The 25558-nt window shown below is 34.4% G+C and carries 21 protein-coding genes; all 21 read left to right on the forward strand.

What is annotated here, in order from left to right:
- The first annotated feature begins 81 nt into the window (after positions 1 to 81).
- The 21 genes from Q9R40_RS03955 to Q9R40_RS04055 all read left to right on the forward strand — a co-directional run bounded on the left by Q9R40_RS03955 (position 82) and on the right by Q9R40_RS04055 (position 25520).
- Entirely contained in the window at positions 82 to 909 is an 828-nt protein-coding gene (locus tag Q9R40_RS03955; protein ID WP_304676420.1) for a helix-turn-helix domain-containing protein, read from the forward strand.
- A 206-nt stretch (positions 910 to 1115) separates the two neighbouring features.
- Positions 1116 to 1742, forward strand: coding sequence for a hypothetical protein (locus tag Q9R40_RS03960; RefSeq protein WP_304676421.1), 627 nt, complete (start codon positions 1116 to 1118; stop codon positions 1740 to 1742).
- A 464-nt stretch (positions 1743 to 2206) separates the two neighbouring features.
- Positions 2207 to 3970, forward strand: coding sequence for an ABC transporter ATP-binding protein (locus Q9R40_RS03965; protein WP_304676422.1), 1764 nt, complete (start codon positions 2207 to 2209; stop codon positions 3968 to 3970).
- A gap of 115 nt (positions 3971 to 4085) precedes the next feature.
- Entirely contained in the window at positions 4086 to 4301 is a 216-nt protein-coding gene (locus Q9R40_RS03970; RefSeq protein WP_304676423.1) for a hypothetical protein, read from the forward strand.
- Positions 4302 to 4605: 304 nt separating this feature from the next.
- Positions 4606 to 5427 carry a helix-turn-helix domain-containing protein gene (locus Q9R40_RS03975; RefSeq protein ID WP_300593443.1) on the forward strand — a complete coding sequence of 274 codons (822 nt, stop codon included), beginning with the start codon at positions 4606 to 4608 and terminating at the stop codon, positions 5425 to 5427.
- A 104-nt stretch (positions 5428 to 5531) separates the two neighbouring features.
- Positions 5532 to 6791 (forward strand): MFS transporter, encoded by a 1260-nt coding sequence (locus Q9R40_RS03980; protein ID WP_304676424.1) that lies wholly within the window; start codon positions 5532 to 5534, stop codon positions 6789 to 6791.
- Positions 6792 to 6914: 123 nt separating this feature from the next.
- Positions 6915 to 9488 carry a DNA mismatch repair protein MutS gene (mutS, locus tag Q9R40_RS03985; RefSeq protein WP_304676425.1) on the forward strand — a complete coding sequence of 858 codons (2574 nt, stop codon included), beginning with the start codon at positions 6915 to 6917 and terminating at the stop codon, positions 9486 to 9488.
- Positions 9489 to 9493: 5 nt separating this feature from the next.
- Positions 9494 to 11386, forward strand: coding sequence for a DNA mismatch repair endonuclease MutL (gene mutL / locus Q9R40_RS03990; protein WP_304676426.1), 1893 nt, complete (start codon positions 9494 to 9496; stop codon positions 11384 to 11386).
- A gap of 5 nt (positions 11387 to 11391) precedes the next feature.
- Positions 11392 to 11970, forward strand: coding sequence for a Holliday junction branch migration protein RuvA (gene ruvA, locus Q9R40_RS03995; RefSeq protein WP_011161604.1), 579 nt, complete (start codon positions 11392 to 11394; stop codon positions 11968 to 11970).
- Positions 11971 to 11998: 28 nt separating this feature from the next.
- Positions 11999 to 13018, forward strand: coding sequence for a Holliday junction branch migration DNA helicase RuvB (gene ruvB / locus Q9R40_RS04000; protein WP_297937574.1), 1020 nt, complete (start codon positions 11999 to 12001; stop codon positions 13016 to 13018).
- A gap of 60 nt (positions 13019 to 13078) precedes the next feature.
- Positions 13079 to 13534: a preprotein translocase subunit YajC gene (gene yajC, locus Q9R40_RS04005; protein ID WP_086874680.1), complete on the forward strand. Its 456-nt coding sequence runs from the start codon at positions 13079 to 13081 to the stop codon at positions 13532 to 13534.
- A 97-nt stretch (positions 13535 to 13631) separates the two neighbouring features.
- Positions 13632 to 15080, forward strand: a complete 1449-nt coding sequence (gene zwf / locus Q9R40_RS04010; RefSeq protein WP_304676427.1) for a glucose-6-phosphate dehydrogenase — start codon at positions 13632 to 13634, stop codon at positions 15078 to 15080.
- Positions 15080 to 16201, forward strand: coding sequence for a DNA polymerase IV (gene dinB, locus Q9R40_RS04015; protein ID WP_304676428.1), 1122 nt, complete (start codon positions 15080 to 15082; stop codon positions 16199 to 16201). The genes zwf and dinB overlap by 1 nt, the downstream gene beginning before the upstream one ends.
- A gap of 37 nt (positions 16202 to 16238) precedes the next feature.
- Complete coding sequence (locus Q9R40_RS04020; RefSeq protein ID WP_304676429.1) at positions 16239 to 17204, forward strand: bifunctional oligoribonuclease/PAP phosphatase NrnA; 966 nt, start codon at positions 16239 to 16241, stop codon at positions 17202 to 17204.
- Positions 17188 to 18573 (forward strand): DEAD/DEAH box helicase, encoded by a 1386-nt coding sequence (locus Q9R40_RS04025; protein ID WP_300723285.1) that lies wholly within the window; start codon positions 17188 to 17190, stop codon positions 18571 to 18573. Before Q9R40_RS04020 ends, Q9R40_RS04025 begins: the two co-directional genes overlap by 17 nt.
- A gap of 231 nt (positions 18574 to 18804) precedes the next feature.
- Positions 18805 to 21453 carry an alanine--tRNA ligase gene (gene alaS / locus Q9R40_RS04030; RefSeq protein ID WP_297937564.1) on the forward strand — a complete coding sequence of 883 codons (2649 nt, stop codon included), beginning with the start codon at positions 18805 to 18807 and terminating at the stop codon, positions 21451 to 21453.
- A gap of 54 nt (positions 21454 to 21507) precedes the next feature.
- Positions 21508 to 21765 (forward strand): IreB family regulatory phosphoprotein, encoded by a 258-nt coding sequence (locus tag Q9R40_RS04035; protein WP_003647717.1) that lies wholly within the window; start codon positions 21508 to 21510, stop codon positions 21763 to 21765.
- Complete coding sequence (ruvX, locus tag Q9R40_RS04040; protein WP_297937562.1) at positions 21765 to 22196, forward strand: Holliday junction resolvase RuvX; 432 nt, start codon at positions 21765 to 21767, stop codon at positions 22194 to 22196. The genes Q9R40_RS04035 and ruvX overlap by 1 nt, the downstream gene beginning before the upstream one ends.
- A gap of 1 nt (position 22197) precedes the next feature.
- Positions 22198 to 22512, forward strand: coding sequence for a DUF1292 domain-containing protein (locus tag Q9R40_RS04045; RefSeq protein WP_216513056.1), 315 nt, complete (start codon positions 22198 to 22200; stop codon positions 22510 to 22512).
- 57 nt (positions 22513 to 22569) lie between these two features.
- A complete protein-coding gene (locus Q9R40_RS04050) occupies positions 22570 to 23112 on the forward strand; it encodes a CvpA family protein (protein ID WP_304676430.1) in 543 nt (180 codons plus the stop codon).
- 41 nt (positions 23113 to 23153) lie between these two features.
- Positions 23154 to 25520, forward strand: a complete 2367-nt coding sequence (locus tag Q9R40_RS04055; RefSeq protein WP_304676431.1) for an endonuclease MutS2 — start codon at positions 23154 to 23156, stop codon at positions 25518 to 25520.
- Positions 25521 to 25558 lie beyond the last annotated feature (38 nt).

The raw sequence follows: 25558 nt of genomic DNA on the forward strand, positions 1-25558 counted from the left end.
GGAGTGTTTTTGTGTAGTAGAGTATAATATCTTAATAAAAAATTACAGTTTAATTTTCTATTAAGAAAGAAGATGACAGTGATGACCATTGGCGAAGCTTTAAAAGAAACTAGAAAAAATCTAGGATTATCTCAAACTGAGATGGCATATCCTATTCTAACGAAATCTTATTATTCTAAAATTGAACGAGGAATCCACGAGATTAATGCCAGGGATTTAATTAAGATTTTAGAGATGCATGATGTTGATATTAGTAAATTTCTAGTAAAATGCGGGGTTAAGGATAATAGAATTGATAAAGAATATTGGGGAGAGCAGTTAAGCCAGGCATACTATGATCAAGACTTGAATAAGGTTAAAGAACTAGAATTAGAAATACCAAATATTAAAACAGATAACTATACTAAAGATCTTTTAAAATCGATGATTATTCTGAATAAGGCAAATTTAAAGGGAAGTATAGATACGTTACCTGATGAAATAAAAGAACATGTTAAATCTCTAATTTTCAAAGCAGAAAATTGGAATAACGAAAATCTCAGTTTATTCTCAATTAGTCTTCCTTTATGGTCAGATCAAGAACTGAAACCAATAGTAACCTTTCTTTTGAAAAAATATATTAATATTGAAAACTTTCCACGAGAGATGCAAATTTTAGTTTCTTCAATAATGGTTAATTATCTGTCCCTATTGATTCGATCATCATCACAAAATTTAGACTTAGTAGAAGATATATTCATTTTATTAGACAATTTACCAGTAAAACCATTAAATTGCTTTGGAAAAATAATGAAAAATTTTTATCGAGCATATTTTCAAGGCGATGAGGAAAAAAAACAGGATATCCTAGACTTTTTTACTAACAACGATATGAATAAAATTTCTGAAATTTTAAAGGTGTCAATTTAGACACTTTTTATTTTGCACTAAAGATGTGAGTAAAATGATAAATATAAAAAATAAGTGAAAAATATCAAAGAAACGAGCGTGGGGTGAGAGATATGGGATCATGGTATCAATTTAAATAACCGGCTTTGTAAAAAATATATTTTTTTACAACTATTTGTACATATATAAATAGTAGGAGAAATTTGTTTACTAGGAGAAAAGTAATAATGAAAAATAAAAAGATCTTTTTAGGTATATCTTTGTTTGCACTGGGTATAATTTTTTTGAATAGTAATGGTAATGCGAAGGCTGCTACAGAAGATTCTAACTATAAGTACAGTTCAATAAGTATAGCTAATAGTGATATTCAAAGCATAGACCCATATATCATTATTTTAAATAATCAATTTGCATTATCTGCTGAAGGTAGAAAAATGTTATCGGAAGATCAAATTAAGGAAGCTGAATATTTAATCCGATCATCAAACACATATATAGCAAATAATGGATTAATCATTGATCCAGAAACTAAGGAAGCAATTGTATATAGTCCTTTTGTATCATTTGCAGCTTATAATAAGCATTATACATATGCATGGAAATGGTTTGGAGGGAGGTATTATTTCACATCGAATGCAGCTGTGACAGAACTAGTTTATAAATTTAGGCAGCATGCTAATAATTTAACTGGAGTAGGATTGATTAGTGGTCCTGCAGGAACTATTTTAGCGGGAGCAGCTGCTTGGAAATATAACCAAATTGCTAATGATCTAGAAAATTATAATCATTCTCATAATCAGATTTATATGGATTTGAATTGGAACATGACATATAGTTTTCATATTTTACAATAATGGAATGAGTTACGTATGAATAACCAATTTCAATTTTATCTTATAATACTATCAATAATCGTGAGTTTTATTCTCTATTATATTATTCGACCGAGAATCCCAATTTTATACGAAGCGTTAGTATGTACGTATGTGACTTTATTTTGTCTGTATTTAGTAATACAAGGGGAATACATACTATTAATCGGAGTAGTTATTTTTACTGTATTATCTATTTACTATTGGAAAAAATATTATACTAAAAAAAGTAACTAATTCTTTAAATAATAAATTTTGGATTAATTAACTATTTTTAATAAAAAAATAATTTTATATAGTATAATCTAATAAAAATATTAAATAAGGAGGATTAAATTATGCCGACAGTAGTATTAAATGCTCATCAAAATTTACAAGACAATAAATAGGTGAGCGGAGAATAATTACAATTCATTTTGTTGAATCCGTTCATCAAGGAGGACAAAATGAATCACGTTAAAAAATTAAATCAGTACTTCAAAGAATTAGCTAGAACTTATTATTTATTCTTTAAATCAGCACCTCTAATTGCGATTTGCGTTTTATTATTAGCACCCTTGCAAGCGGTAGTTCCGTTAATTGCCGTAGCAGCTGGACAAAAGGTAATTGATCAAGTTACTACTCATTCACCCTTTATGGAAATGATCATTGTATGGATTGTAGCGACTGCGTTTCAACAGTTTTTACCATCTTTATCAACAATGGTGCAGGGAATTTTAACTGATAAATTAACAGGTTTTATTAACATTAGTTTGATGAAGAAATCTGAAGATCTACAGTCAATTAGGATTTTTGACGACAGTAAATACTTTGATGATTTACAAATGCTTCGAGATGATGCAAGCTGGCGTCCAGTTAACTTAATTGTTTTTGGAGTATCAGTTTTGCAGTCGTTTCTAACGTTAGCTTTTATGTTAGTGTACTTGGCTCGTTATAATTGGTGGCTGGCGCTTTTATTATTAGTTGTAATGGTGCCGCAGAGTATTTCTTACTACCGTATTCAGCAGCAATCATTTGAAACAATGGTTGAAAGAAGCAAGAATGCAAGATATCTACATTACTATAGTAGTTTGTTGTTAGACCGCAGGGATGCTAAAGAAGTTCGACTTTTTAATATGTTTCCTAAAATTATTGAAAAGTATACGACCTTATTTGAACAGACTAAAAGGGATGTAAATCAAATTCGTAAAAAGCAACTCGCTGTTAGTTCATTATTTGTTCTTCTAACTGTTGGAGTGTTTGGTTACGGTTTTTATTGGTTTACTAACTCGGTAAGAACAGGTGCTCTAGAAGTTGGCGTTTTGTTGATGTTTGTTTCTGTAATTGGTTATATTTCCACAAGTATGGCACGAGTAGTGGAAGATAGCAGTCTACTTTATGATTCCTTACTGTGGATTGAAAAGTACTTTAATTTTCTTGAATATCACGATGATTTTAAAAATGGAAAGCAAGAATTTCCTGATGAGTTTAAGAAGATTGAAGTTAAGGATCTTTCATTTACATACCCATTTTCTGATGATGAAGTTTTACACAATATTAGTTTTTCAGTAAATAGTGGCGAAAAGATCGCAATTGTTGGTGAAAATGGATCAGGAAAATCTATTTTAGTAAAGTTGTTAATGCGATTTTATGACCCGACTACTGGAGCTATTTCGATTGATGATGATAATTTAAAAGATTTTAATATTTTTGACTTACATAAAAATTTATCAGCTACTTTTCAAGATTTTTCTCGTTTTAAGTTAACGCTTAAAGAAAATGTAACTACGGGATATTCATTTAATGAAGAGCGAGTAAATAATGTTTTGAAAGCTGCAGGCTTAGAGAATTTGCTCGCTAATGATCATCTGCACCTAAGTACGATTCTAGCTAAAGATTTTAAAAATGGGACTGACTTGTCTGGTGGTCAATGGCAGAAGATTGCTTTAGCACGAGACTTATACGCAAATGGTAAAATTGAATTTTTAGATGAACCAACAGCAGCGTTAGATGCTAAGAGTGAAGCAGAAATTTATGAGCGCTTTTTAAGAGAAAATAACCAAAAAACGATATTCTTTGTTACGCACAGACTATCTGCAGTTAAGTTTGCTGATAAAGTACTCTTTCTTGATAGTGGAAAAGTTAGTGGCTTTGATACTCATGCTAATTTATTGCATAAAAATGCAAACTATCAAGAAATGTATAACTTACAGAAAAATGCATATATTTAATGTTAGAAAAATTCTTCATGCAATTAGGCATGGAGAATTTTTTGATTGTAAAAAGTAGATTTATATCCTTATTGTTTAAATTAATTTAAATATTATCCAGCTGGTGTTACAAATAGTGGTAAAAGTAATACTATATCTATATGGGGTGATAAATATAATATCTGAATCTATGAATTTTAGGCTAGATAAGGCAAGTAAGAGAAATTCAGACTTAGACGAAGAAAGTAAAAAAGAAATGATACGAGTCTTGGCAGTAGAGAATGGCTTAATAGAAGATACCGATAGAGACGTTAAAAGTCTTGATAAGTATTTTAAAGATCTGGGTACCTAAAAAATGTACAATATTATACTTTCTACTATCTAATGATGAAATAAAAGAAGTTACTGAAGCGATCCATTAGTTATTTACTATTGCGTTGATAAGAAGAAAATCTAAGGTTTACCACTATTACGACTCATCGTGAATTAAGAAAAGGAAATTTAGATTAAGATAGAAATACTAAACGTTGAATTCTTCATGCAAGCAGGCATGGAGAATTTTTTTTATAATTTCGTATAAAAACAGAGTGAAGATCAATTCTAATTGACTTAAAATTATTGGTAAATAAAGAAATAGGAAAAATACGGTGGAAACAATGGAAAGAACCGAGATAGGCAAATTTTTATATCAAGAACGTAAAAAGAGACACTTAACACAGAAAAATTTTCTAGGTGGAATAGTTTCCGTTTCCCAGTATTCACGTGTAGAAAGTGGAGAGCAAGACTTAAGGACAAGTGATTTTTTTAAAATAGTACAGTTGAATCATATCAATATTACTAATTTATTAAATCCAAATGATCAAAGAGATAATAAGGAACTAGAAGATAAAAAATTAAATGAATTGGCTATTGCATTTTATGAACGAGACCTTGATAAGATAAAGCAAATTAAAGACGAGTCTAAGAAAAATGATGCTTTTACTACTTTACTATTAAACGCTACTTTGATGGAAAAAATTTTAGAAAATAATCTTGATGACCTTGATCCAAAAATAATAGAAAAATTTTCAAAAAAACTAGATGAAGCTGAAGATTGGACAACAGATAAGATTTTTCTACAGCTATTTGGAAGTTCAATGATGATCTTTAATATGGATCGATTGAATATGTATATGAAGAAAATTGTGAAAAGATATGGAAACACAATAAATCAATATTCTTTTGAAAGACAGAGAAGAATAGGGTCTATCTGTATTAATTATTTAGGGAGAAGCTATAAAGACAATGATAGAACTCAATTAAGTCAAGTTTTGTTGATCCTTTATAATATGTCAGCTATTCCAGATTTATTAATGTATAAGTTACTTGGCCAATATTTTGAAGCATTATTTACAAATGATAGAGAAAAAGCTGATGAGTTGCTAAAAGTGTTATCTTTCTCAGGTTATGAGATATTCGTAATGAACTTGCCAAAATAATTTGCAAATTTGCAAATTTTAACAAATATAGCTGAGAAATGATTATAGTTTAATTAAACATTTATTCAATCGCTAGAAAATAATAATATGAAAGGGCTCACTCTATGAACGAATATTTAAAAAATATAAAGTACCGTACCCTTCTAAATTCTGACTTAATTGATTCAATTGGTAATAGCTTATATGATATTGTTTTTGTCATTTATGCTAGTACTGTTCCAAATAAATCTCTTGCTGTTTCACTCGCTTCAATGGCTACTATAGTACCGGCTTTATTATCAGTGATAATTGGTGTTTGGGCAGATCGAGCTTCTAAAAAAGTAAACTATATGATTCTTACTCGTTTGAGCCAGGCACTACTTTTTATGGCACTCGCATTTTTAATCGGTTTGAATAAATCTTTTGGACTATTTTTAGTATTGCTGCTGATTAATATCATTTCAGATATTTTAGGAAATTTTGGAAATGGTTTATCGCTTCCGCTCCTGCAGCATTCGGTTGCTGAAAAAGATTTAAACTCAGCCATGGGATTATATACTGCTTCTAACACCACTATTCAATTAATTTTCCAGGCTATTGGAGCTACATTAATTGTCGGTTTTAATTATAATTATCCGCTTTTTGGATTGATTAATGCAGTGACATTTAGTCTTGCTGGACTAATTATTTTTGCTCATAGGCAACAACTCCAAGTTGCTGAGAGTCAGATAAAAAGTCTGAATACTGACAATGCAGAATCAAATAGCTCTATCAAAAATTCATTTAATCTTTTAACTAGAAAAAAGAGATTATTAATAATTATAATATTAGCTGTTGGCATCAATTTTTTAGGTGCAGCCATGATTCCATTAATTAATGTCTCACTTTTAAAATATAAAGCATTATATTTTTTTAATTATGGGTATACTGTGGCTGGAATAAACATTCTATTTTCAGTAGGTACTATTTTAGGTGCTTTATTTGTTAATGATTTTTTTAAGAAAAGTTCTATTGAGAGTTTGCTAAGTTACTGTTCACTTTCCTTGTTACTAGCTATCGTACTTATTAGACATACATCGTTTTGGCTATTAGCAATTATTATTTTAATTACAGGATATTTAGCTGGAAAAATAAATCCTCGCCTCAGTGCTTTAATTATGACGATAGTACCTGATACGCAGTTGGCATCTACAAATGGTCTTTTTCAAATGTTAGTATTAATTGGTGCGCCTATAGGACAAGTATTATTTTTAGGAATAGCAAATGGATTTTCTCCTTTATATAGCTGGATTCTATTTTCAATATTGGCTGTAGTTTTAGTGATTATAACTTCCTTTTTCAAAGTGAAATTAAAAAGATCTATATCACTCTCAGTTGATGAATAGTATAAAATTCTTCATGCAAGCAGGCATGGAGAATTTTTTTGCACCTCAAGAGTTAACATTTTTAAGTGATTTTTACGTTATAATAGAACATAGGTTTTTGGAAGAAAGGATATTTGGTAACGAATGGCAAAAAAAGATACGACACCAATGATGAAGCAATATTACGAAATTAAGGAACAATATCCCGATGCGTTTTTGTTTTATCGTGTGGGTGATTTCTATGAATTATTTGAAGATGATGCAATCAAAGGTGCACAAATTCTAGAATTAACCTTAACTCATCGTTCAAATAAAACTAAAAATCCAATTCCAATGGCAGGCGTGCCTCATTTAGCTGTGGATACTTACGTTAATACTTTAGTAGAAAAGGGCTATAAAGTAGCACTTTGTGAACAACTTGAAGATCCGAAAAAAGCTAAAGGGATGGTTAAACGCGGAATTATTCAATTAATTACGCCAGGTACCATGATGCAAGAGCGGCCAGATCAAGCAAAAGACAGTAACTATTTAACTTCTGTTATTTCTACAAATTCTGGCTTTGGTTTAGCCTACAGTGACTTATCCACTGGGGAAACTTTTTCCACTCATCTAGCTGACTTTGAAGGAGTAGCAAACGAATTATTGTCACTTCAAACACGAGAAGTTGTATATAACGGCCACTTAACTGACTTAAATAAGGATTTTTTGAAGAAGGCTAACATTACTGTTTCTGAACCTGTTGAAGTTGATGGCGAACATGCAGAAATTTCTTACGTAGCTCAAAATTTAACTAATGATGCTGAAATTAAAGCTACTAAGCAATTAGTTGCATATCTTCTTTCAACCCAAAAGCGTAGTTTAGCCCACCTGCAAGTTGCTCAAAGCTACGAACCAACGCAATACTTGCAGATGTCTCACACGGTTCAAACTAACTTAGAGTTAATTAAGTCAGCTAAAACATCTAAGAAGATGGGTTCTTTATTCTGGCTTTTAGATAAGACTAGTACTGCTATGGGTGGACGTTTATTAAAATCTTGGATTGAGCGACCACTTCTTTCAGTTACAGAAATTACACGTCGTCAAGAAATGGTTCAAGCCCTTCTTGATGATTACTTTACCCGTGAAAAAGTTATCGACAGCTTAAAGGGTGTGTATGACTTAGAAAGATTAACAGGTCGAATTGCTTTTGGTTCAGTTAATGCACGTGAAATGCTTCAATTAGCGCATTCTTTAGGTGCAATTCCTAAAATTTTGAATTCACTGCTTGAAACAAATAATCCACATCTGCAAAATTTTGCAAAACAAATTGACCCACTAAAAGGAATTCATGACCTAATTGTCAACACTATTGTGGATAATCCACCGCTTCCAACGACTGAAGGTGGATTAATTAGAGAAGGCGTTTCAGAACAATTAGACCGCTATCGAGACGCCATGAATAATGGTAAGAAGTGGCTATCTGAAATGGAGAGTCATGAACGTGAAGTAACTGGAATCAATAATCTAAAAGTTGGTTATAACAAAGTTTTTGGCTACTATATTGAAGTTACAAATTCCAACAAGAGCAAGGTGCCAACTGATCGCTACACTAGAAAGCAGACCCTAACTAATGCAGAACGTTACATTACGCCTGATCTAAAGGAACATGAAGCTTTAATTTTAGAAGCTGAAGCAAAATCAACTGGTTTAGAATATGACTTATTTGTAAAGCTGAGAGAAGATGTTAAAAAGTACATCCCCGCCTTGCAAAAACTAGCTAAACAAATCGCAAGTCTAGATGTTTTAACTAATTTTGCGACAGTCAGTGAACAAAATAACTATGTTCGTCCTAACTTTGTGACTGATAAACAAGAAATCAATGTAGTCAATGGCCGTCACCCAGTTGTTGAACAAGTTATGACCGCTGGTAGCTACATCCCAAATGACGTGAAGATGGATCAAGATACTAATATTTTCTTGATTACGGGACCAAATATGTCTGGTAAATCAACCTATATGCGTCAGATGGCTTTAATAGCAATCATGGCGCAGATTGGTTCGTTTGTTCCAGCTGATAGTGCAACTTTACCAATTTTTGATCAAATTTTTACCCGAATTGGTGCAGCAGATGATTTGATTTCTGGTCAGAGTACTTTTATGGTAGAAATGAGCGAAGCAAACGACGCTTTGCAACATGCAACTAAGCGATCGCTAGTTTTGTTTGATGAAATTGGCCGAGGTACAGCTACTTATGACGGAATGGCACTTGCTGGTGCAATTGTTAAGTACCTTCATGATAAGGTTGGCGCAAAGGCCTTGTTTGCTACACACTACCATGAATTAACCGATTTAGATCAAACGCTCAAGCATTTGAAGAATATTCATGTAGGAGCAACAGAAGAAAATGGAAAGTTAATTTTCTTACACAAGATTCTTCCAGGACCTGCCGATCAATCTTATGGTATTCATGTTGCTCAATTAGCAGGCTTACCACACAAGGTTTTGCGTGAAGCAACAACAATGCTTAAGCGGTTAGAAAAGCAAGGCGCAAGTGAATTGCAACCAGCTAGTGAACAACTTGATCTCTTTGTTCCTGAAGAAGCGAGTGTACCAGCAATTTCAGATGATGAAAAAGATGTATTAGATGAGATTCAAAATGTGTATCTTGCTGACAAGACACCGCTCCAAGTGATGGAATTAGTGGCTCAGTGGCAGCAGGAATTGAAAGATAAGGACTGAGAATCATGAGTAAAATTCATGAACTTTCGCCTGAATTAACTAATCAAATTGCAGCTGGTGAAGTTATTGAAAGACCAGCGAGTGTTGTAAAAGAATTATGTGAAAATTCTCTTGATGCAGGAAGCAAGCGAATTAGAATTGACTTTATTGATGCTGGTTTAAAACAAATTACAGTTCAAGATAATGGTAGCGGAATTGCTAAAGATCAAATTGATTTAGCCTTTACTCGTCATGCAACTAGTAAGATTGCGACTGAACGGGACCTATTTAATATTTCTACTTTAGGATTTCGCGGAGAAGCTTTAGCCTCAATTGCAGCAGTTTCGCACGTAGAAGTAACTACAAGCAATGATAATTTAGGTGGCGTCCGTGCGATCTTTTCAGGTAGTGAAAAGAAGCTTCAAGAAGATGCCGCTTCACCAAAGGGAACCAAAATTACAGTTAGCGACTTATTTTTTAACACGCCAGCTCGTTTAAAATATTTGCGCTCTGAAAGAACTGAAATTTTAAAAATTGTTGATATTGTTAACCGCTTGGCTTTAGGACATCCAGATGTTTCGTTTACGTTAACCAATAATGGGAAAATCTTGTTAAAAACCAATGGACGTGATGATTTAAGGCAAGACATAGCTAATATTTATGGTCGTCCGCTTGCTGAAAAAATGGACGTCCTTAAGGGAAACAGTCCTGACTTTAAGATTAGCGGCCTAATTTCTGACCCTAATACTACTCGATCAAACCGTAACTCTATTTCCTTATTGTTAAATGGACGCTATATCAAAAACTACCGTTTAACCCAAGCAATTATGGCTGGCTATGGCAATAAATTAAGACCGCGTCGTTATCCGATTGCAGTAGTAAAAATTGAGCTTGATCCTCTTTTAGTTGATGTCAATGTTCATCCAACTAAGCAAGAAGTGCGTTTGTCAAAGGAGCAAGAGTTAGAGCGTCTATTAACTACCAGTATTTCTGAAGCACTCGAGCAAAATAATCAGATTGATTCAGGGCTAAATAATTTATTAACGCCTAAAAAATCGACTAATGTTGATCAATTGAAATTCAACTTAAATAAAGATGTAGTTAATACAGCTCGTCCTGTTGAATTTACTCCGCAGGTTGAAGCAGACCAAAGTGCCGAAGTGCATGAAACGGCTGCTAATTTTGTTAGCTTAGATCAGGTGCGTAATGATGATAAATATGTGATTACGTCAACTTGGGATGACAATGTAAATCAGCAAGTACAATTGAGTCCTTTTGATGAAGAAAAAGATATTCAAGGAAAAGATGATAGTATTATCTCATCTGGGGATGAGATTTTAGCTAACAATCTACCTGAATTGACTTATATGGGACAAACTAAGTCTTACTTGATTGCTCATAATGAGGAAGATCTCTATTTAATTGATCAAGTTAACGCATATCGTCGTTTAGCTTATGATCAAATTCTTCAAGATTTAAATAGTGAAAATATTTCTCAGCAAGGTCTTCTTAGCCCCTTAATTTTGGACTTTAGCAATGTTGATTATTTAAAATTAAAAGAAAATCTAGAAAATCTTCAAGAGTTTGGTTTATTTTTAGAAGATTTTGGTCAAAATAGCCTGATCTTGAGAACATATCCTATTTGGCTTCAGCCTGATGTTGAAAAAAATGTCCAGATGATTTTGGACTTATATTTAAATCAAACTGAGCATGATACCTCTAAGCTTAAAGCGCAAATTGCCGGCGAAATAACTATGCGTCAAAGTGCTAGAAGAAGAGTGCTCAATCCAGTTGAAGCACAAGAGTTGTTAAAGAATTTAAGAAGTAGCAGTGATCCTTATCAAGATTTTGAGGGGAGAATAATTATTATCCAGTTAAGCGAAAATGATCTTAACAAGATGTTTAAAAAAGATGAGTAGGTAAAATGTTTGAATATCTCAAAGGAATAGTAACAAAAATTGATCCAGCTTATATCGTTCTAGATGTAAATGGAGTTGGCTATAAGATTCTTTGTCCCACTCCTTATAGTTATGATGAAAATCAACCTGCAACAATTTACGTTGAGCAAGTTGTAAGAGATACGGGAATTACTCTATATGGTTTTTTATCTTTAGAAGATAAAGAATTATTTTTAAAATTACTAAGTGTTTCAGGAATTGGACCTAAGTCTGCTGTGGCAATTATGGCTGCTGAAGACACTGATTCTTTGGCTAGTGCAATTCAAAATGGTGAAGTAAAATACTTAACTCGTTTCCCAGGAGTAGGAAAAAAGACTGCTTCTCAGATTGTCTTAGACTTGAAGGGAAAACTAGGCGATTATGTAAAAAAATCAACTGCTGCTGCCGATCTTACTCCAAGTTTGCAAGATGCTTTACTTGCCTTAGTAGCGCTTGGTTATACCCAAAAAGAAGTTGATCGAATTACGCCAAAATTAGCAAAATTACCTGAAAATACTGCTGATGGTTATGTTAAGGAAGCATTAGCTTTACTACTTAAGAAATAAAATTTAGAAATTAATTGATGATAGGGAAGTGAAAAATGTGAATGATGAAGAACGAATTATAGGAGCAGAAAGCAGTGAAGAAGATGAAACAATCGAATTGTCGCTGCGTCCGCAACTACTTGCTCAATATATTGGGCAAGATAAAGTTAAAAGTGAGATGAAAATCTACATTCAGGCAGCAAAACAGCGTGATGAAGCCTTAGATCATGTTCTTTTATATGGACCTCCTGGATTAGGTAAGACTACATTAGCCTTTGTAATTGCTAATGAAATGGGAGTTCATTTAAAGAGTACATCCGGACCAGCAATTGAAAAGGCTGGAGACTTAGTAGCGCTACTTTCAGAATTGAATCCGGGGGATGTTTTGTTTATTGATGAGATCCACCGTTTAGCTAAACCGGTGGAAGAGGTTCTCTATTCAGCAATGGAAGATTTTTATATCGATATTGTTGTTGGAGAAGGTCAAACAACGCATGCAGTCCATGTACCGCTACCTCCTTTTACCTTAATTGGAGCAACCACTAGAGCAGGTCAATTGTCTGCACCGCTAAGAGATCGTTTTGGAATTATTGAACACATGCAGTACTATTCTGTTGAAGATTTAGAAAAAATAATACAAAGATCTAGTGTAGTTTTTAATACAAAGATTGATCCTGAAGCTGCAATTGAATTAGCGCGTCGCTCTCGTGGAACTCCTCGTGTTGCTAACCGTTTGCTTAAACGTGTTCGTGATTTTGCTGAAGTAAAAGGTGAAGAAGCTATTTCTTTAGTAACAACTAAGCACTCACTGCATTTGTTAGAAGTTGACGATGAAGGACTAGATCAGACTGACCGGAAACTTTTAAGAATGATGATTGAAAACTATGGCGGAGGTCCAGTTGGAATTAAGACAATTGCAGCTAATGTAGGGGAAGATACAGATACAATTGAAGAAGTATATGAACCATATTTACTACAAAAAGGGTTTATTACTCGAACTCCTCGAGGCAGAAGCGTTACACAAAAAGCTTATCTGCAATTAGGTTATCCACCAAAAGATGAAAAGTAAGTTTTTAGTTAAGCTAAAAATACGGTATAATTATTATTTGAAAGTTAATTAATAAAAATAATGAGGTGTAATACTTTGAATACATTTTTCTTAGCACAAAGTGCTGCTGGTATGAATAATATTTTTATGATCATTGCAATGATTGCAATTTTTGTTTTCTTCTATTTCTCAATGATCAAGCCACAAAAGAAGCAACAACAAGAACGTATGAAGATGATGTCTGAACTTAAGAAGGGCGACCAAGTAATTATGGTTGATGGTCTTCATGGTAAAGTTGATTCAATTAATGATAGTGATAAGACTGTCGTTATTGATGCAGACGGAATCTTTTTAACATTTGAAAGAATGGCTATTCGTCGTGTTCTTCCAACTGCTGCAGCTCCTGCACAAGACCTTAAGGCTAATGAAGCTAAAGAAGAAAAAGTTGAAACCGAAGAAAAGACTGTTGAAAAAGACAGTAAGCCAGAAGAAAAAGCTACTGATACAACTGAAAACACTAATTCAGAAGATAAATAAAAAACGTCCTTGCGGACGTTTTTTATTTTTTTATTGTCATGACTAGTATTGTAAAATAGAATTGGTAAAGTTAATTTTTATTAAGTAGGTAGTTAGAATGAAAAATATTCCAGTTGTTATGATTATTTTTGGTGGCTCCGGAGATTTAGCTCATAGAAAGCTTTATCCAGCCTTATTTAATTTGTATCAAAAAGGTTTAATTCATGATCATTTTGCTGTAATTGGTACAGCTAGAAGACCTTGGAGCCATGAATATTTGCAAGAACAAGTAGTTGAAGCTGTTAAAGAAAGCTGTGACAACTTTGATGAAAAAGAAGCAAAAGAATTCGCTTCACATTTTTATTACCAGTCTCACGATGTAACTGATATTGGCCACTACATTGCCTTAAAGGAATTAGCAGCTAAACTTGATGAAAAATATCAAGCACAAGGAAATCGAATTTTCTACATGGCTATGGCACCAAGATTTTTTGGTACAATTGCTACTCATATTAATGATCAAAAATTGCTTGGTAGCGGCTTTAACCGTTTAGTAATTGAAAAGCCATTTGGTCATGATTTAGCTTCAGCAGAAAAGTTAAACCGAGAAATTGGCGAAAGTTTTGATGAAGAGTCGGTATATCGAATTGACCACTATCTTGGAAAAGAAATGGTTCAAAATATTATGCCTCTAAGAATGACTAATCCAATTGTTAAGAATATCTGGAATAATGACTATATCGCAAATATGCAAGTAACTTTAGCAGAAAGTCTAGGAGTAGGAACTCGTGGTGGTTACTACGAAACATCAGGTGCTTTACGTGATATGGTTCAAAACCATATTTTCCAAATTATTACACTTTTAGCTATGCCTGAGCCTAAAGGACTTGATTCAGACCATATTCACCAAGCTAAACAAGAATTATTAGATAGCCTAGTAATTCCAACTCCAGAAATGGTTAAAAAGCATTTTTCACGGGGACAATATTTGGCTGATGATAATGAAGTAGAATATTCAAAGGCTGATCAAGTTGCACCGGATTCTAAAGTAGAAACATTTGTGGCTGGAGAAGTTAAATTCAAAAAGGGTCCAGTAGCTGATGTACCAATTTACTTTAGAACTGGTAAGAAGATGAAGGATAAGGTTTCTCGCATTGATATTGTTCTTCACCATATGAATAATTTATACGGTAGTGCACATTCAAATAATATCTCAATTATTATTGATCCGATTAGTGAAATCTACTTCACAATTAATGGAAAGAAGATTATCTCTGAAGGGTTAAGAAGAGAAAACCTTAGCTATAAGTTTTCTAAGGAAGAAATGGAGCAAGTTCCAGATGGCTACGAACGATTGCTTCATGATGTGTTTGTAGCAGATAGAACTAACTTTACTCATTGGTCAGAATTGAAGCAATATTGGAAGTTCGTTGATGCAGTTGAAAATGCTTGGCAAGATGAAAATAAAGATGTTAAGCAGCTTGAACAATATCCAAGTGGTAAGTTCGGTACGGAATCAAGTAATCATATTTTTGAAAAAGATAGCGAACACTGGATTTACCGTTAATGGATTTACTACCTAAGAACAATACTAGTCGTAAGATTATTCATATTGATATGGATGCCTTCTATGCTTCAGTAGAAATGCGAGATAACCCTAACATTAGAGATAAGGCAGTCTTGATTGGTGGAGATCCTAATAAAAATAAGGGTCATGGTGTTGTGGCAACAGCCAATTATATTGCTCGGCGTTATGGAGCCCATTCAGCCATGCCTACGGCCAAGGCAGTGAGATTAATACCAGCAGAGAAGTTAGTAATTATTCAACCAAATTTTGAAAAGTATCGCGCTGTATCAGCTAAAATTCATCAATTGATGCATAAGATAACTGATCGAGTAGAATCGGTTGCATTAGATGAAGCATATTTAGATGTTACTGAAAATAAGCTTAATTTAACCGATCCAGTTCGTATTGCCGCTTTACTTCAGGAACGAATCTATCAAAAAGTTGGTCTAACTAGTTCATTTGGTGTATCTTATAACAAGTTTTTAGCTAAGATGGGGTCAGAATATGCAAAACCTTTTGGTAGAACTGTAATTAAATCAGAAACGGCTCTCGATTTCTTAGCAAAACAACCGATAAAGAACTTCCCTGGTATTGGGCCAAAGACAGAAGAAAAATTGGCAGAGATGGGAGTTTATACCGGAGCTGAGCTAAGAGAAATTTCAACCGATATTTTAATTAAAAAATTTAATCGAATGGGTTATCTCATGGCTCAGCATGCCCATGGTATTGACTTAAGAAGTGTCGTGACTGATTCAGAAAGAAATCGAAAGTCAATCGGTATTGAACGTACTTTTAATCAAAATCTATTTAATGAAAATACTGCTTTAACAAAGTTACGTTCTTATAGTGGCGAACTTGAAAAAAGCCTAAAAGAGCGCCACTTTCTTGCAAATTGCGTCGTCTTAAAAGTACGCGATGCTAATTTTAAGACAATTACTAAAAGAAGGAAGCTAAAGCAGGGCACTAATGATAAAATTGTTATCTACGATACTGGGCGTGCTTTGTTTGCAGCAGAGAAAAGCATGCTTTCAACTGGAATCCGGCTTTTAGGCCTTACGGTCACTGATTTTGAAGAGCATCCCGTTGAGAATATATCGCTAGAAATTTTTGATAATGAGTAATGATAAAATAAAAAGAAAAATTTAGGAGAGAGAATTAATGGCAACTTTTGATGAAATTTATGAAAAGATAAAAGAATATCCAACAATTATTTTGCACCGTCATACTAGCCCAGATCCAGACGCAATTGGTTCTCAAGCTGGTTTGGCTAGATCTTTGAGATTGGCTTTCCCTGATAAAAAGATCCTTTGTGCTGGTGAAAATGATGAAGGTGACTTAATTTGGATTAACAAGATGGATGAAGTTAAGCCAGAAGACTACAAGGGTGCTTTAGTTATTACAACAGATACTGCAAATACGCCTCGTATTTCTAATAAAAACTATGACAAGGGAGATCTTTTAATTAAGATTGACCACCACCCAGATGTAGATCCATACGCAGATATGAGCTACGTTGATCCAGATGCACCAGCTGCTTCTGAGATTATTTTTGATTTCTTAAAAGCAGAGAACTTACCAATTACTAAGGAAGTTGCAGCGGCTTTATATGCAGGTATTGTAGGTGATACTGGAAGATTTATGTATCCTGAAACTTCAGCTCATACTTTTGATGTTGCAGCTGAATTAACTAAAACTGGAATTAATATTACCGATATTGCTAGAGAAATTGCGGATGTTACTTTTGATGAAGCAAAATTACAGGCTTGGGCAATGGATAAGATGGAAATTGATCCAGTTGGAGCAGCTTACACAATTTTGATGCAAGATGATTTGAAGAAACTGGGATTAACTGATGATCAAGCAAATGTTGCTGTTTCAACTCCTGGTCGAATTAAAGATGTTTTAGCTTGGAATGTATTTGTAGAAAAGCCAGATGGAACTTTCCGCGTTCATTATCGTTCAAAGGGCCCGGTTATTAATCATTTAGCCGAAAAGCACGATGGTGGTGGACACGCACTAGCATCTGGAGCTAATGCAAAAGACATGGATGAAGTAAAGCAAGTCTTTAATGAAGTAGTAGAAGTAACAAAGAAGTATAAAGAAGAACATGGCACAAACAAGTAGTATATTTAAAAATGAAAAAATCCGGCCAGAATTACAAGCTGGATTAGAAAAAATTAATTTTACGAAACCAACTAAAGTGCAGTCTTCGGTTATCCCTGCACTTTTAAATAAAAAGAATGTTGTAGTGCAAGCTGCAACTGGATCCGGAAAGACGCATGCTTATTTAATACCAATTTTGAATATGATTGATGAGAGCGCACCAGTAACACAAGCAATCGTTACTGCACCGAGTCGTGAATTGGCAAATCAATTGTATAAAGTTGCACGTCAATTAAGGGATGCTAGTGGTTTAAATATTTCAATTGAATATTTAGGCGGTGGAAATGACCGTAATCGCCAAATTGAGAAGGCAGAAAGCAGAGCTCCGCAATTAATCATTGCAACACCAGGTCGCTTACATGATTTTGCATCCAAAAAATTTATTAACTTGGAGAATGTAAAGGCCTTTATTATTGATGAAGCTGACATGACTTTAGACATGGGCTTTTTAGGTCAAATGGATGAAATTATGTCTAAGCTGGACAAAAAAGCAGTCTTAGGTGCATTTTCAGCCACGATCCCTGTTAAGCTCGAAAACTTTTTAAGAAAGTACATGTCAAAGCCAGAATTTATCGTTATTGATAATCCGGCAATTATTGCACCAACGATTCAAAATGATTTAATTGACGTAGGGTCAAGAGATAAGAAATCAATTTTGTATAAGTTATTAACAATGGGACAACCATATTTAGCTCTTGTTTTTGCTAATACGAAAAAGACTGTTGATGAATTAACTGACTACCTTGAAGAACAAGGCCTTAAAGTGGCAAAAATTCATGGTGGAATTACTGAACGCGAACGAAAGAGAATTATTCGTCAAGTTAGAGAAGGACAATATCAATATGTGGTAGCTAGTGACTTAGCTGCTCGCGGAATTGATGTACCTGGCGTTAGCTTAGTAGTTAACTATGAAATCCCAAAGGATTTAGAGTTTGTAATTCACCGGATTGGTCGAACAGGCAGAAACGGACTTGAAGGACATGCCATTACCTTAATCTATGATGATGAAATGAGTCAGATTGAAGACTTAGAAAAATTGGGTATTCATTTTGACTTTAAAGATCTTAGAAATGATGAATTAGTTGAAAGAACTCACTATCACCGAAGAGATAATCGTCAAACGCGCAGCCATAAACTTGATAACCGTATGATCGGTATGGTTAAGAAAACCAAGAAAAAAGTAAAACCGGGCTACAAGAAGAAGATTAAGCAGGCCATTCAAAAAGATCGTCAGCAAAAACGCAAGCTTGAAGAACGTCATCAAATTCGAAAAGCAAAGCGTAAACGTAAGCGTGAACGTGAGCAAGCACGTAGTAATTTTGACAACTAGAAAATTTGTAGTAAAATAAAGCACGTTTAGGACATATTATTAAAGTGTTTTTTTCAAAGAGAGGACTGCTTGGTGAGAAGGTCTAGAAAATATTTAGTAATGCTACCTAAGTTAATTAGAGAAATAAATATTTAAAGAGGTAACAAACACTGTTGCAATCAAGGTGGTACCGCGCTGGGAGCGTCCTTGTTTTATGCAATAGTGTTTTTTATATTTGTAGGAGAACTTTTTATGAAACAATTGACTAGTTCACAAGTACGTCAAATGTTCTTGGACTTTTTTAAAGAGCATGGCCACATGGTTATGCAAAGTGCATCATTAATTCCACAAGATGATCCAACCTTGTTATGGATTAACTCGGGTGTTGCTACAATGAAGAAATATTTCGATGGTTCTGTTGTTCCTAAGAATCACCGAATTACTTCTTCTCAAAAATCAATTAGAACTAACGATATTGAGAATGTTGGTAAAACCGCTCGTCACCAAACTTTCTTTGAAATGCTTGGTAACTTCTCAGTTGGGGATTACTTTAAAAAAGAAGTTATTCCTTGGGCTTGGGAATTTTTAACTAGTCCAAAATGGTTAGGTCTTGATCCAGATAAGCTTTACGTAACTGTTTACCCTAAGGATACTGAAGCATACCACATGTGGCACGATGTTGTTGGTTTACCTGAAGACCATATTGTTAAGCTGGAAGACAACTTCTGGGATATTGGTGAAGGTCCATGTGGTCCTGACTCAGAGATTTTCTATGATCGCGGTCAAGAAAATAACGATGTGGCTGAAGATGACCCAGAAAACTTTCCAGGTGGAGAAAACGCTCGCTATCTTGAAATTTGGAACATCGTATTTTCACAATTTAACCACTTACCAAATGGTAAATATGTTGACCAACCACATAAAAACATTGATACCGGTATGGGATTAGAACGTGTAGTATCAATTATTCAGGATGCTCCAACTAACTTCGAAACTGACTTATTTATGCCAATCATTAAGGAAACTGAAAAGTTAAGTGACGGCAAGAAATATGCCACAAATAAAGAAGATGATATTGCATTTAAGATTATTGCTGACCATGTTCGTGCAGTAAGTTTTGCGATTGCTGATGGTGCACTTCCTTCAAACTCAGGACGTGGATATGTTTTACGTCGTTTAATTAGACGTGCTGACTTAAACGGCCAACGTTTAGGTATTAAGGGTGCATTCTTGTACAAATTAGTGCCTGTAGTTGGTGAAATTATGAAGAGCCACTATCCAGAAGTTGTCGACCAACAAGCATTCATTCAAAAAGTAATTAAGAATGAAGAAGAAAGATTCCAAGTAACTCTTTCATCTGGTCTAAACTTGCTTGATAACATCATTGCTGAAGCTAAGAAGAGTGATGATAAGACTATTTCTGGTAAAGATGCTTTCAAGTTATTCGATACTTACGGCTTCCCATATGAACTAACTTTTGAAGCTGCTCAAGATGCAGGTCTTAAGATTGATAAAAAGGGCTTTGATGAGGAAATGAAAGCTCAAAAGGAACGTGCTCGTAAAGCTCGTGGTAACTTGCAATCAATGGGTTCACAAGATGTTACTTTGATGAATATCAAAGATAAGAGTGAATTTGAATATGGTACTTTAGAAGAAAAGAATGCCAAATTAATTGATATTGTTGTTGATGACAAGTTAGTTGATAAGGCAGATGGTGAACATGCAACTTTAATCTTTGATAAAACTCCATTTTACGCAGAGCGTGGTGGACAAGTTGCTGATCACGGTGAAATTTTGAACCAAAATGGTGAATTAGTTGCTCGTGTAACTGATGTACAACATGCACCAAATGATCAAAACTTGCACTTTGTAGATGTTATTTTGCCACTTGAAAAGGGACAAGAATATGTCTTGAAAGTTGATCAAAAACGTCGTCGTGGCTTAAAACATAACCATACTGCTACTCACTTATTGCATGCAGCTTTACGTGAAGTTTTAGGTACTCATACTCACCAAGCTGGATCTTTAGTTGAACCAGATTACTTACGTTTTGACTTTACAAGCTTAGAGCCAATGACTAAGAAAGAAATTGCTAGTGTTGAAAAGCTAGTTAACGAAAAGATTTGGGAAGAAATTCCAGTCAAGACCACTGTTACTGACCCAGATACTGGTTTAAAGATGGGCGCCTTAGCATTATTTGGTGAAAAATACGGTGACACAGTTCGTGTTGTGCAAATCGATGACTTCTCCACTGAATTTTGTGGTGGTACACACTGTGAAAATACTGATCAAATCGGTATGCTTAAGATTGTTTCTGAGTCTGCTGTCGGTGCTGGTACTCGTAGAATTATCGCTGTTACCGGTCCAGAAGCTTACAAGTATGTAACAGACCGTGACGAAATCTTAAAAGAAGTTCAAGATGAAGTTAAGGCAACTAAGGCTGAAGACGTGGTTAATAAGATTTCTTCTATCGAAGATGATCTACGTGCAAGCCAAAAAGAAGCTGAACAATTAAAGGCTCAAATTAATAAGGCAAAAGCTGGCGATCTCTTTAATGACATTAAGCAAGTTAAAGATTTAACTGTAATTGCTGCGCAAGCTGATGTTGAAGGCATGAATGATTTGCGTGAACTTGCTGACAACTGGAAGAGCAGCAATAAATCTGATGTTTTAGTCTTAGCTGCTGAAGTGAATGGTAAAGCTAATATGGTAATTAGCCTAGATGATAAGGCTATTAAAGCAGGACTTAAGGCTGGCGATTTGATTAAAACTGCTGCTCCAATCTTTGGTGGTGGCGGTGGTGGCCGTCCAAATATGGCACAAGCCGGTGGTAAGAATCCAGCAGGATTAAAAGATGCTATCGCTAAAGTGTTACAAGAAGTTGAAGAAAAACAAAATTAATTGAGTTCGTTCGATATTTCAAGTAAAATTAAGAAGAATAGGAGGAATTTTATTATGAGTTCGCTAGATAAAACAATGCATTTTGACTTTAACCAAAATAAGGGTAAGAATGTATACGATACTCTACAAGACGTATACAATGCACTTGAGGAGAAAGGCTATAGCCCAATTAATCAAATTGTTGGTTACTTACTTTCAGGCGACCCTGCATATATTCCTCGGCATAATGATGCCCGTAATTTGATCTTGAAACATGAACGTGATGAAATTATTGAGGAATTGGTTAAGAGTTATTTAGGTAAAAATAAATAATGCGATTACTTGGACTTGATGTTGGCTCTAAGACTGTTGGTGTTGCAATCAGTGACCCTTTGGGAATTACCGCTCAAGAGCTTGAAACAATTAAGATTGACGAAAGCAAGTTTAGCTTTGGTCTGCGTCAGATTAGAAGAATTGTACGTAAATATGATGTTGAAGGCTTTGTTTTAGGCTTACCTAAAAATATGGATGGTAGTAGCGGACATTCAGTAGAAAGAAGTAAACAGTATGGTAAGCGCTTAAAAGAGAAATTTGACCTACCTGTTTATTACATAGATGAACGTCTTACAACAGTACAAGCTGATCGAATTTTAGTCGAGGAAGCTGGCGTCCATGATCGTGTTGAACGAAAAAAAGTTATTGACCAAATGGCTGCTGTTTTAATCTTGCAAAACTATTTAGAAGCAACCAGAAAGGATAATTAAAATGAGTGAAAAAATTAACGCTAACCAAGATAATGATCGTCAAATTACTTTAGTTGACGAACACGGTAATGAAGAATTATTTGAAATCTTATTTACTTTTACATCTGAAGATTATGGTAAATCTTACGTTTTACTGTATCCAGCAGCTGTTAGTGACGATGATGATGTTGAAGTACAAGCTTTCAGCTATGATGCGGATGCAGATGGCGATGTAACTAGTTCTGACTTACATGAAATCACAGATGATGATGAGTGGAACATGGTACAAGGAGTTTTAAATACATTTTTGTCAGACGATCGCTTAAGCGGCGAATAATCTTCAAAAAAGACTGGCGATTGAAGCTAGTCTTTTTTGCTTAATCAAGGATGAGCAATGATTTCTTTTTTCATTTTATTAATTTTTATCTATTGTTGTTATGTAGGCTATCGGCGTGGTGTAGTATATGAAGGCCTAGCAGCTGGTGGATATGTAATCGGGCTAATTTTAGCCACTATACTGTATAAACCATTTAGTAACTTTTTAAATTTATGGGTTCCATATCCATCCGCAAATGATCGAAGCAGCTTTGCTTTCTTTGATAAAACTACGGGATTAACCTTAGATAAATCATTTTATGCAGCAATTGCTTTTTCAATTATTTTGTTGATTGTTTGTTGCTTATGGCGTTTTGTGATGCTAGGGTTTAATCAATTAAGATATGTTACGGTAAACTCTAACCTAAATCTCTGGGGAAGTTTAATTATTTCTTTTATTGTGACACAGATTAGTGTTTATTTGCTTTTGTTTATTTTAGCCACAATTCCTAATGATGGTTTGCAAAATATGCTGGGGCATTCTATTTTAGCAAGTAGTATCTTGCATTTTTCTCCTGGAATTTCCCAATTTTTTATAAATTTATTCATTACAACAATATAAAAATGGTCCCAACTCTGGGGCCTTTTTGCTAGGTGGAATATATGAACTCTAAAATTATTGAAAAATTAGAATATAATCGCATAATTAAACAATTAAGTGATTTGGCTATTACAGCACCTGCAAAAGAGCAGGCTTTAACGTTAATGCCAAGTAGTAATTTTGATGAAGTAAAAAAATCAATTGATCAAACTAGGGTCCTTTCTAATATTTTACGAGTTAAAGGACCAATGCCGATAACTGACTTTAAAGATGTTAGAGCTAGTTTGAAGCGTTTGAAGGTCAAGGCAAATTTAAATGGTGAAGAATTAGGTAATGTTTTTTTAATTCTTAGCTTAGCTAAAGATGTTTCTCAGTTTACTGCTGACTTAGAAGAGCGTGAAATTGATACCCGACCGATTGAAAAAACTCTTAAAAATTTAGCAATTCCAGAAGACTTATTTAAGAAGTTGAATCAGGCAATTGAATATGACGGAACTGTTAAGGATACAGCTTCTTCTAAGTTAATGCAGCTGCGACATGATATTCAAAGCAATGAAACTGATATTAAAAATCACATGAATAATTACATCAGTGGAAAGCATACACAATATTTGTCAGAAAATATCGTAACTATCAGAGATGGTCGCTATGTATTACCTGTAAAACAAGAATATAGGAATAAATTCGGTGGAGTTGTTCATGATCAAAGTGCCAGTGGACAGACTTTATTTGTTGAGCCACAAGCAGTTTTAGTTCTTAATAACCGACAGCAAAATTTAATGGCTCAAGAGCGTCAGGAAATCCACCGTATCTTAATTGAATTGTCAGAACTTGCTGGTATGTATCAAAAAGAAATAAAGAATAATGCGGATGCATTAACACAATTAGACTTTTTAAGTGCTAAAAGCAAATTAGCTAAAGCAATGAAAGCTACAGAACCAGTATTAAATCAAGATCATGTCATTAAGTTGAGAAAGGCTCGACACCCATTAATTGATCCTAAAAAAGTTGTTCCTAATAATATTGAATTAGGAACTAGCTTTGATACCATGCTAATTACAGGACCTAACACAGGTGGTAAGACAATCACGCTGAAGACTTTAGGGCTGCTACAATTGATGGCTCAAGCAGGATTATTCATCACAGCTGAAGAAGGCAGTCAATTAACTGTTTTTAATGAAATTTACGCCGATATTGGGGATGAGCAATCTATTGAACAGTCATTAAGTACTTTCTCATCACATATGGACCAAATTATAAAAATAATGAAAGATGTAACTGAGGATGATTTGGTTTTAATTGATGAATTGGGAGCCGGAACTGATCCTGAAGAAGGAGCTAGTTTAGCGATCGCTATTTTAGATGATTTGCGGGGAGCACAAGCTAAAATTGCGATTACTACACACTATCCGGAATTAAAGCTCTATGGCTATAATCGTGCAAGAACTACGAATGCCTCAATGGAATTTGACTTAAAGAAACTTGCTCCAACGTATCGTTTGAGAATTGGTATCCCTGGACAAAGTAATGCCTTTGCCATTGCACATCAATTAGGGATGAATGAAGCTGTAGTCGACAAGGCTAGAAGTTTGATGAATGACGAAGATAGTGATATTAATAAGATGATTGAACGATTGACTGAGCAGACTAAGGCTGCTGAGCAACTTCATGAAACTTTAAAGCGAAATGTTGACCAAAGTATCACTCTGAAGCGTCAACTTCAGAATGGTCTTGACTGGTATAATCAACAAGTACAAAAGCAACTTGAAAGAGCTCAAGAAAAAGCTGATGAAATGCTTGCTAAAAAGCGTCAAAAAGCTGATAAGATCATCAATGATCTTGAAGAACAAAGAAGAGCGGGTGGTCAAGTTAGAACCAATAAAGTTATTGAAGCTAAAGGTGCTTTAAATAAACTTGAGCGTGAAAATCAAAACTTGGCTCAGAACAAGGTCTTGCAACGTGAAAAGCGGCGGCATGATGTAAGTGTTGGTGATACAGTGAAAGTTCTATCTTATGGACAACAAGGTGTAATTACGAAAAAACTTGCTGATCATGAATTCGAAGTTCAAATTGGTATTTTGAAAGTTAAAGTCACTGATCGGGATGTTGAAAAGATTAGTACACAAGCTGCTCCTAAGAAGGCAGAAAGAGCTGTTCGTTCAAGTCGTGGTCTTCGTTCTACGCGTGCAAGTAGTGAGCTTGACTTAAGGGGACAACGCTATGAAGAAGCTCTAACTAACTTAGATCGCTACATCGATTCTTCCCTCTTAGCTGGTTTAAATACCGTCACAATTATCCATGGAATTGGAACTGGGGCAATTAGAAATGGTGTTCAACAATACTTGAAGCGAAATCGGCATGTAAAGACCTATAGTTATGCGCCTGCTAACCAGGGTGGAACTGGAGCGACAATCGTTCATTTACAGTAAGCAATATACTTGCAAAAAGTAAGTGGTTCTACTAAACT

Origin of the sequence: uncultured Lactobacillus sp. (assembly GCF_948948975.1) — a bacterium.
In the GTDB taxonomy this organism is placed as follows: Bacteria; Bacillota; Bacilli; order Lactobacillales; family Lactobacillaceae; genus Lactobacillus.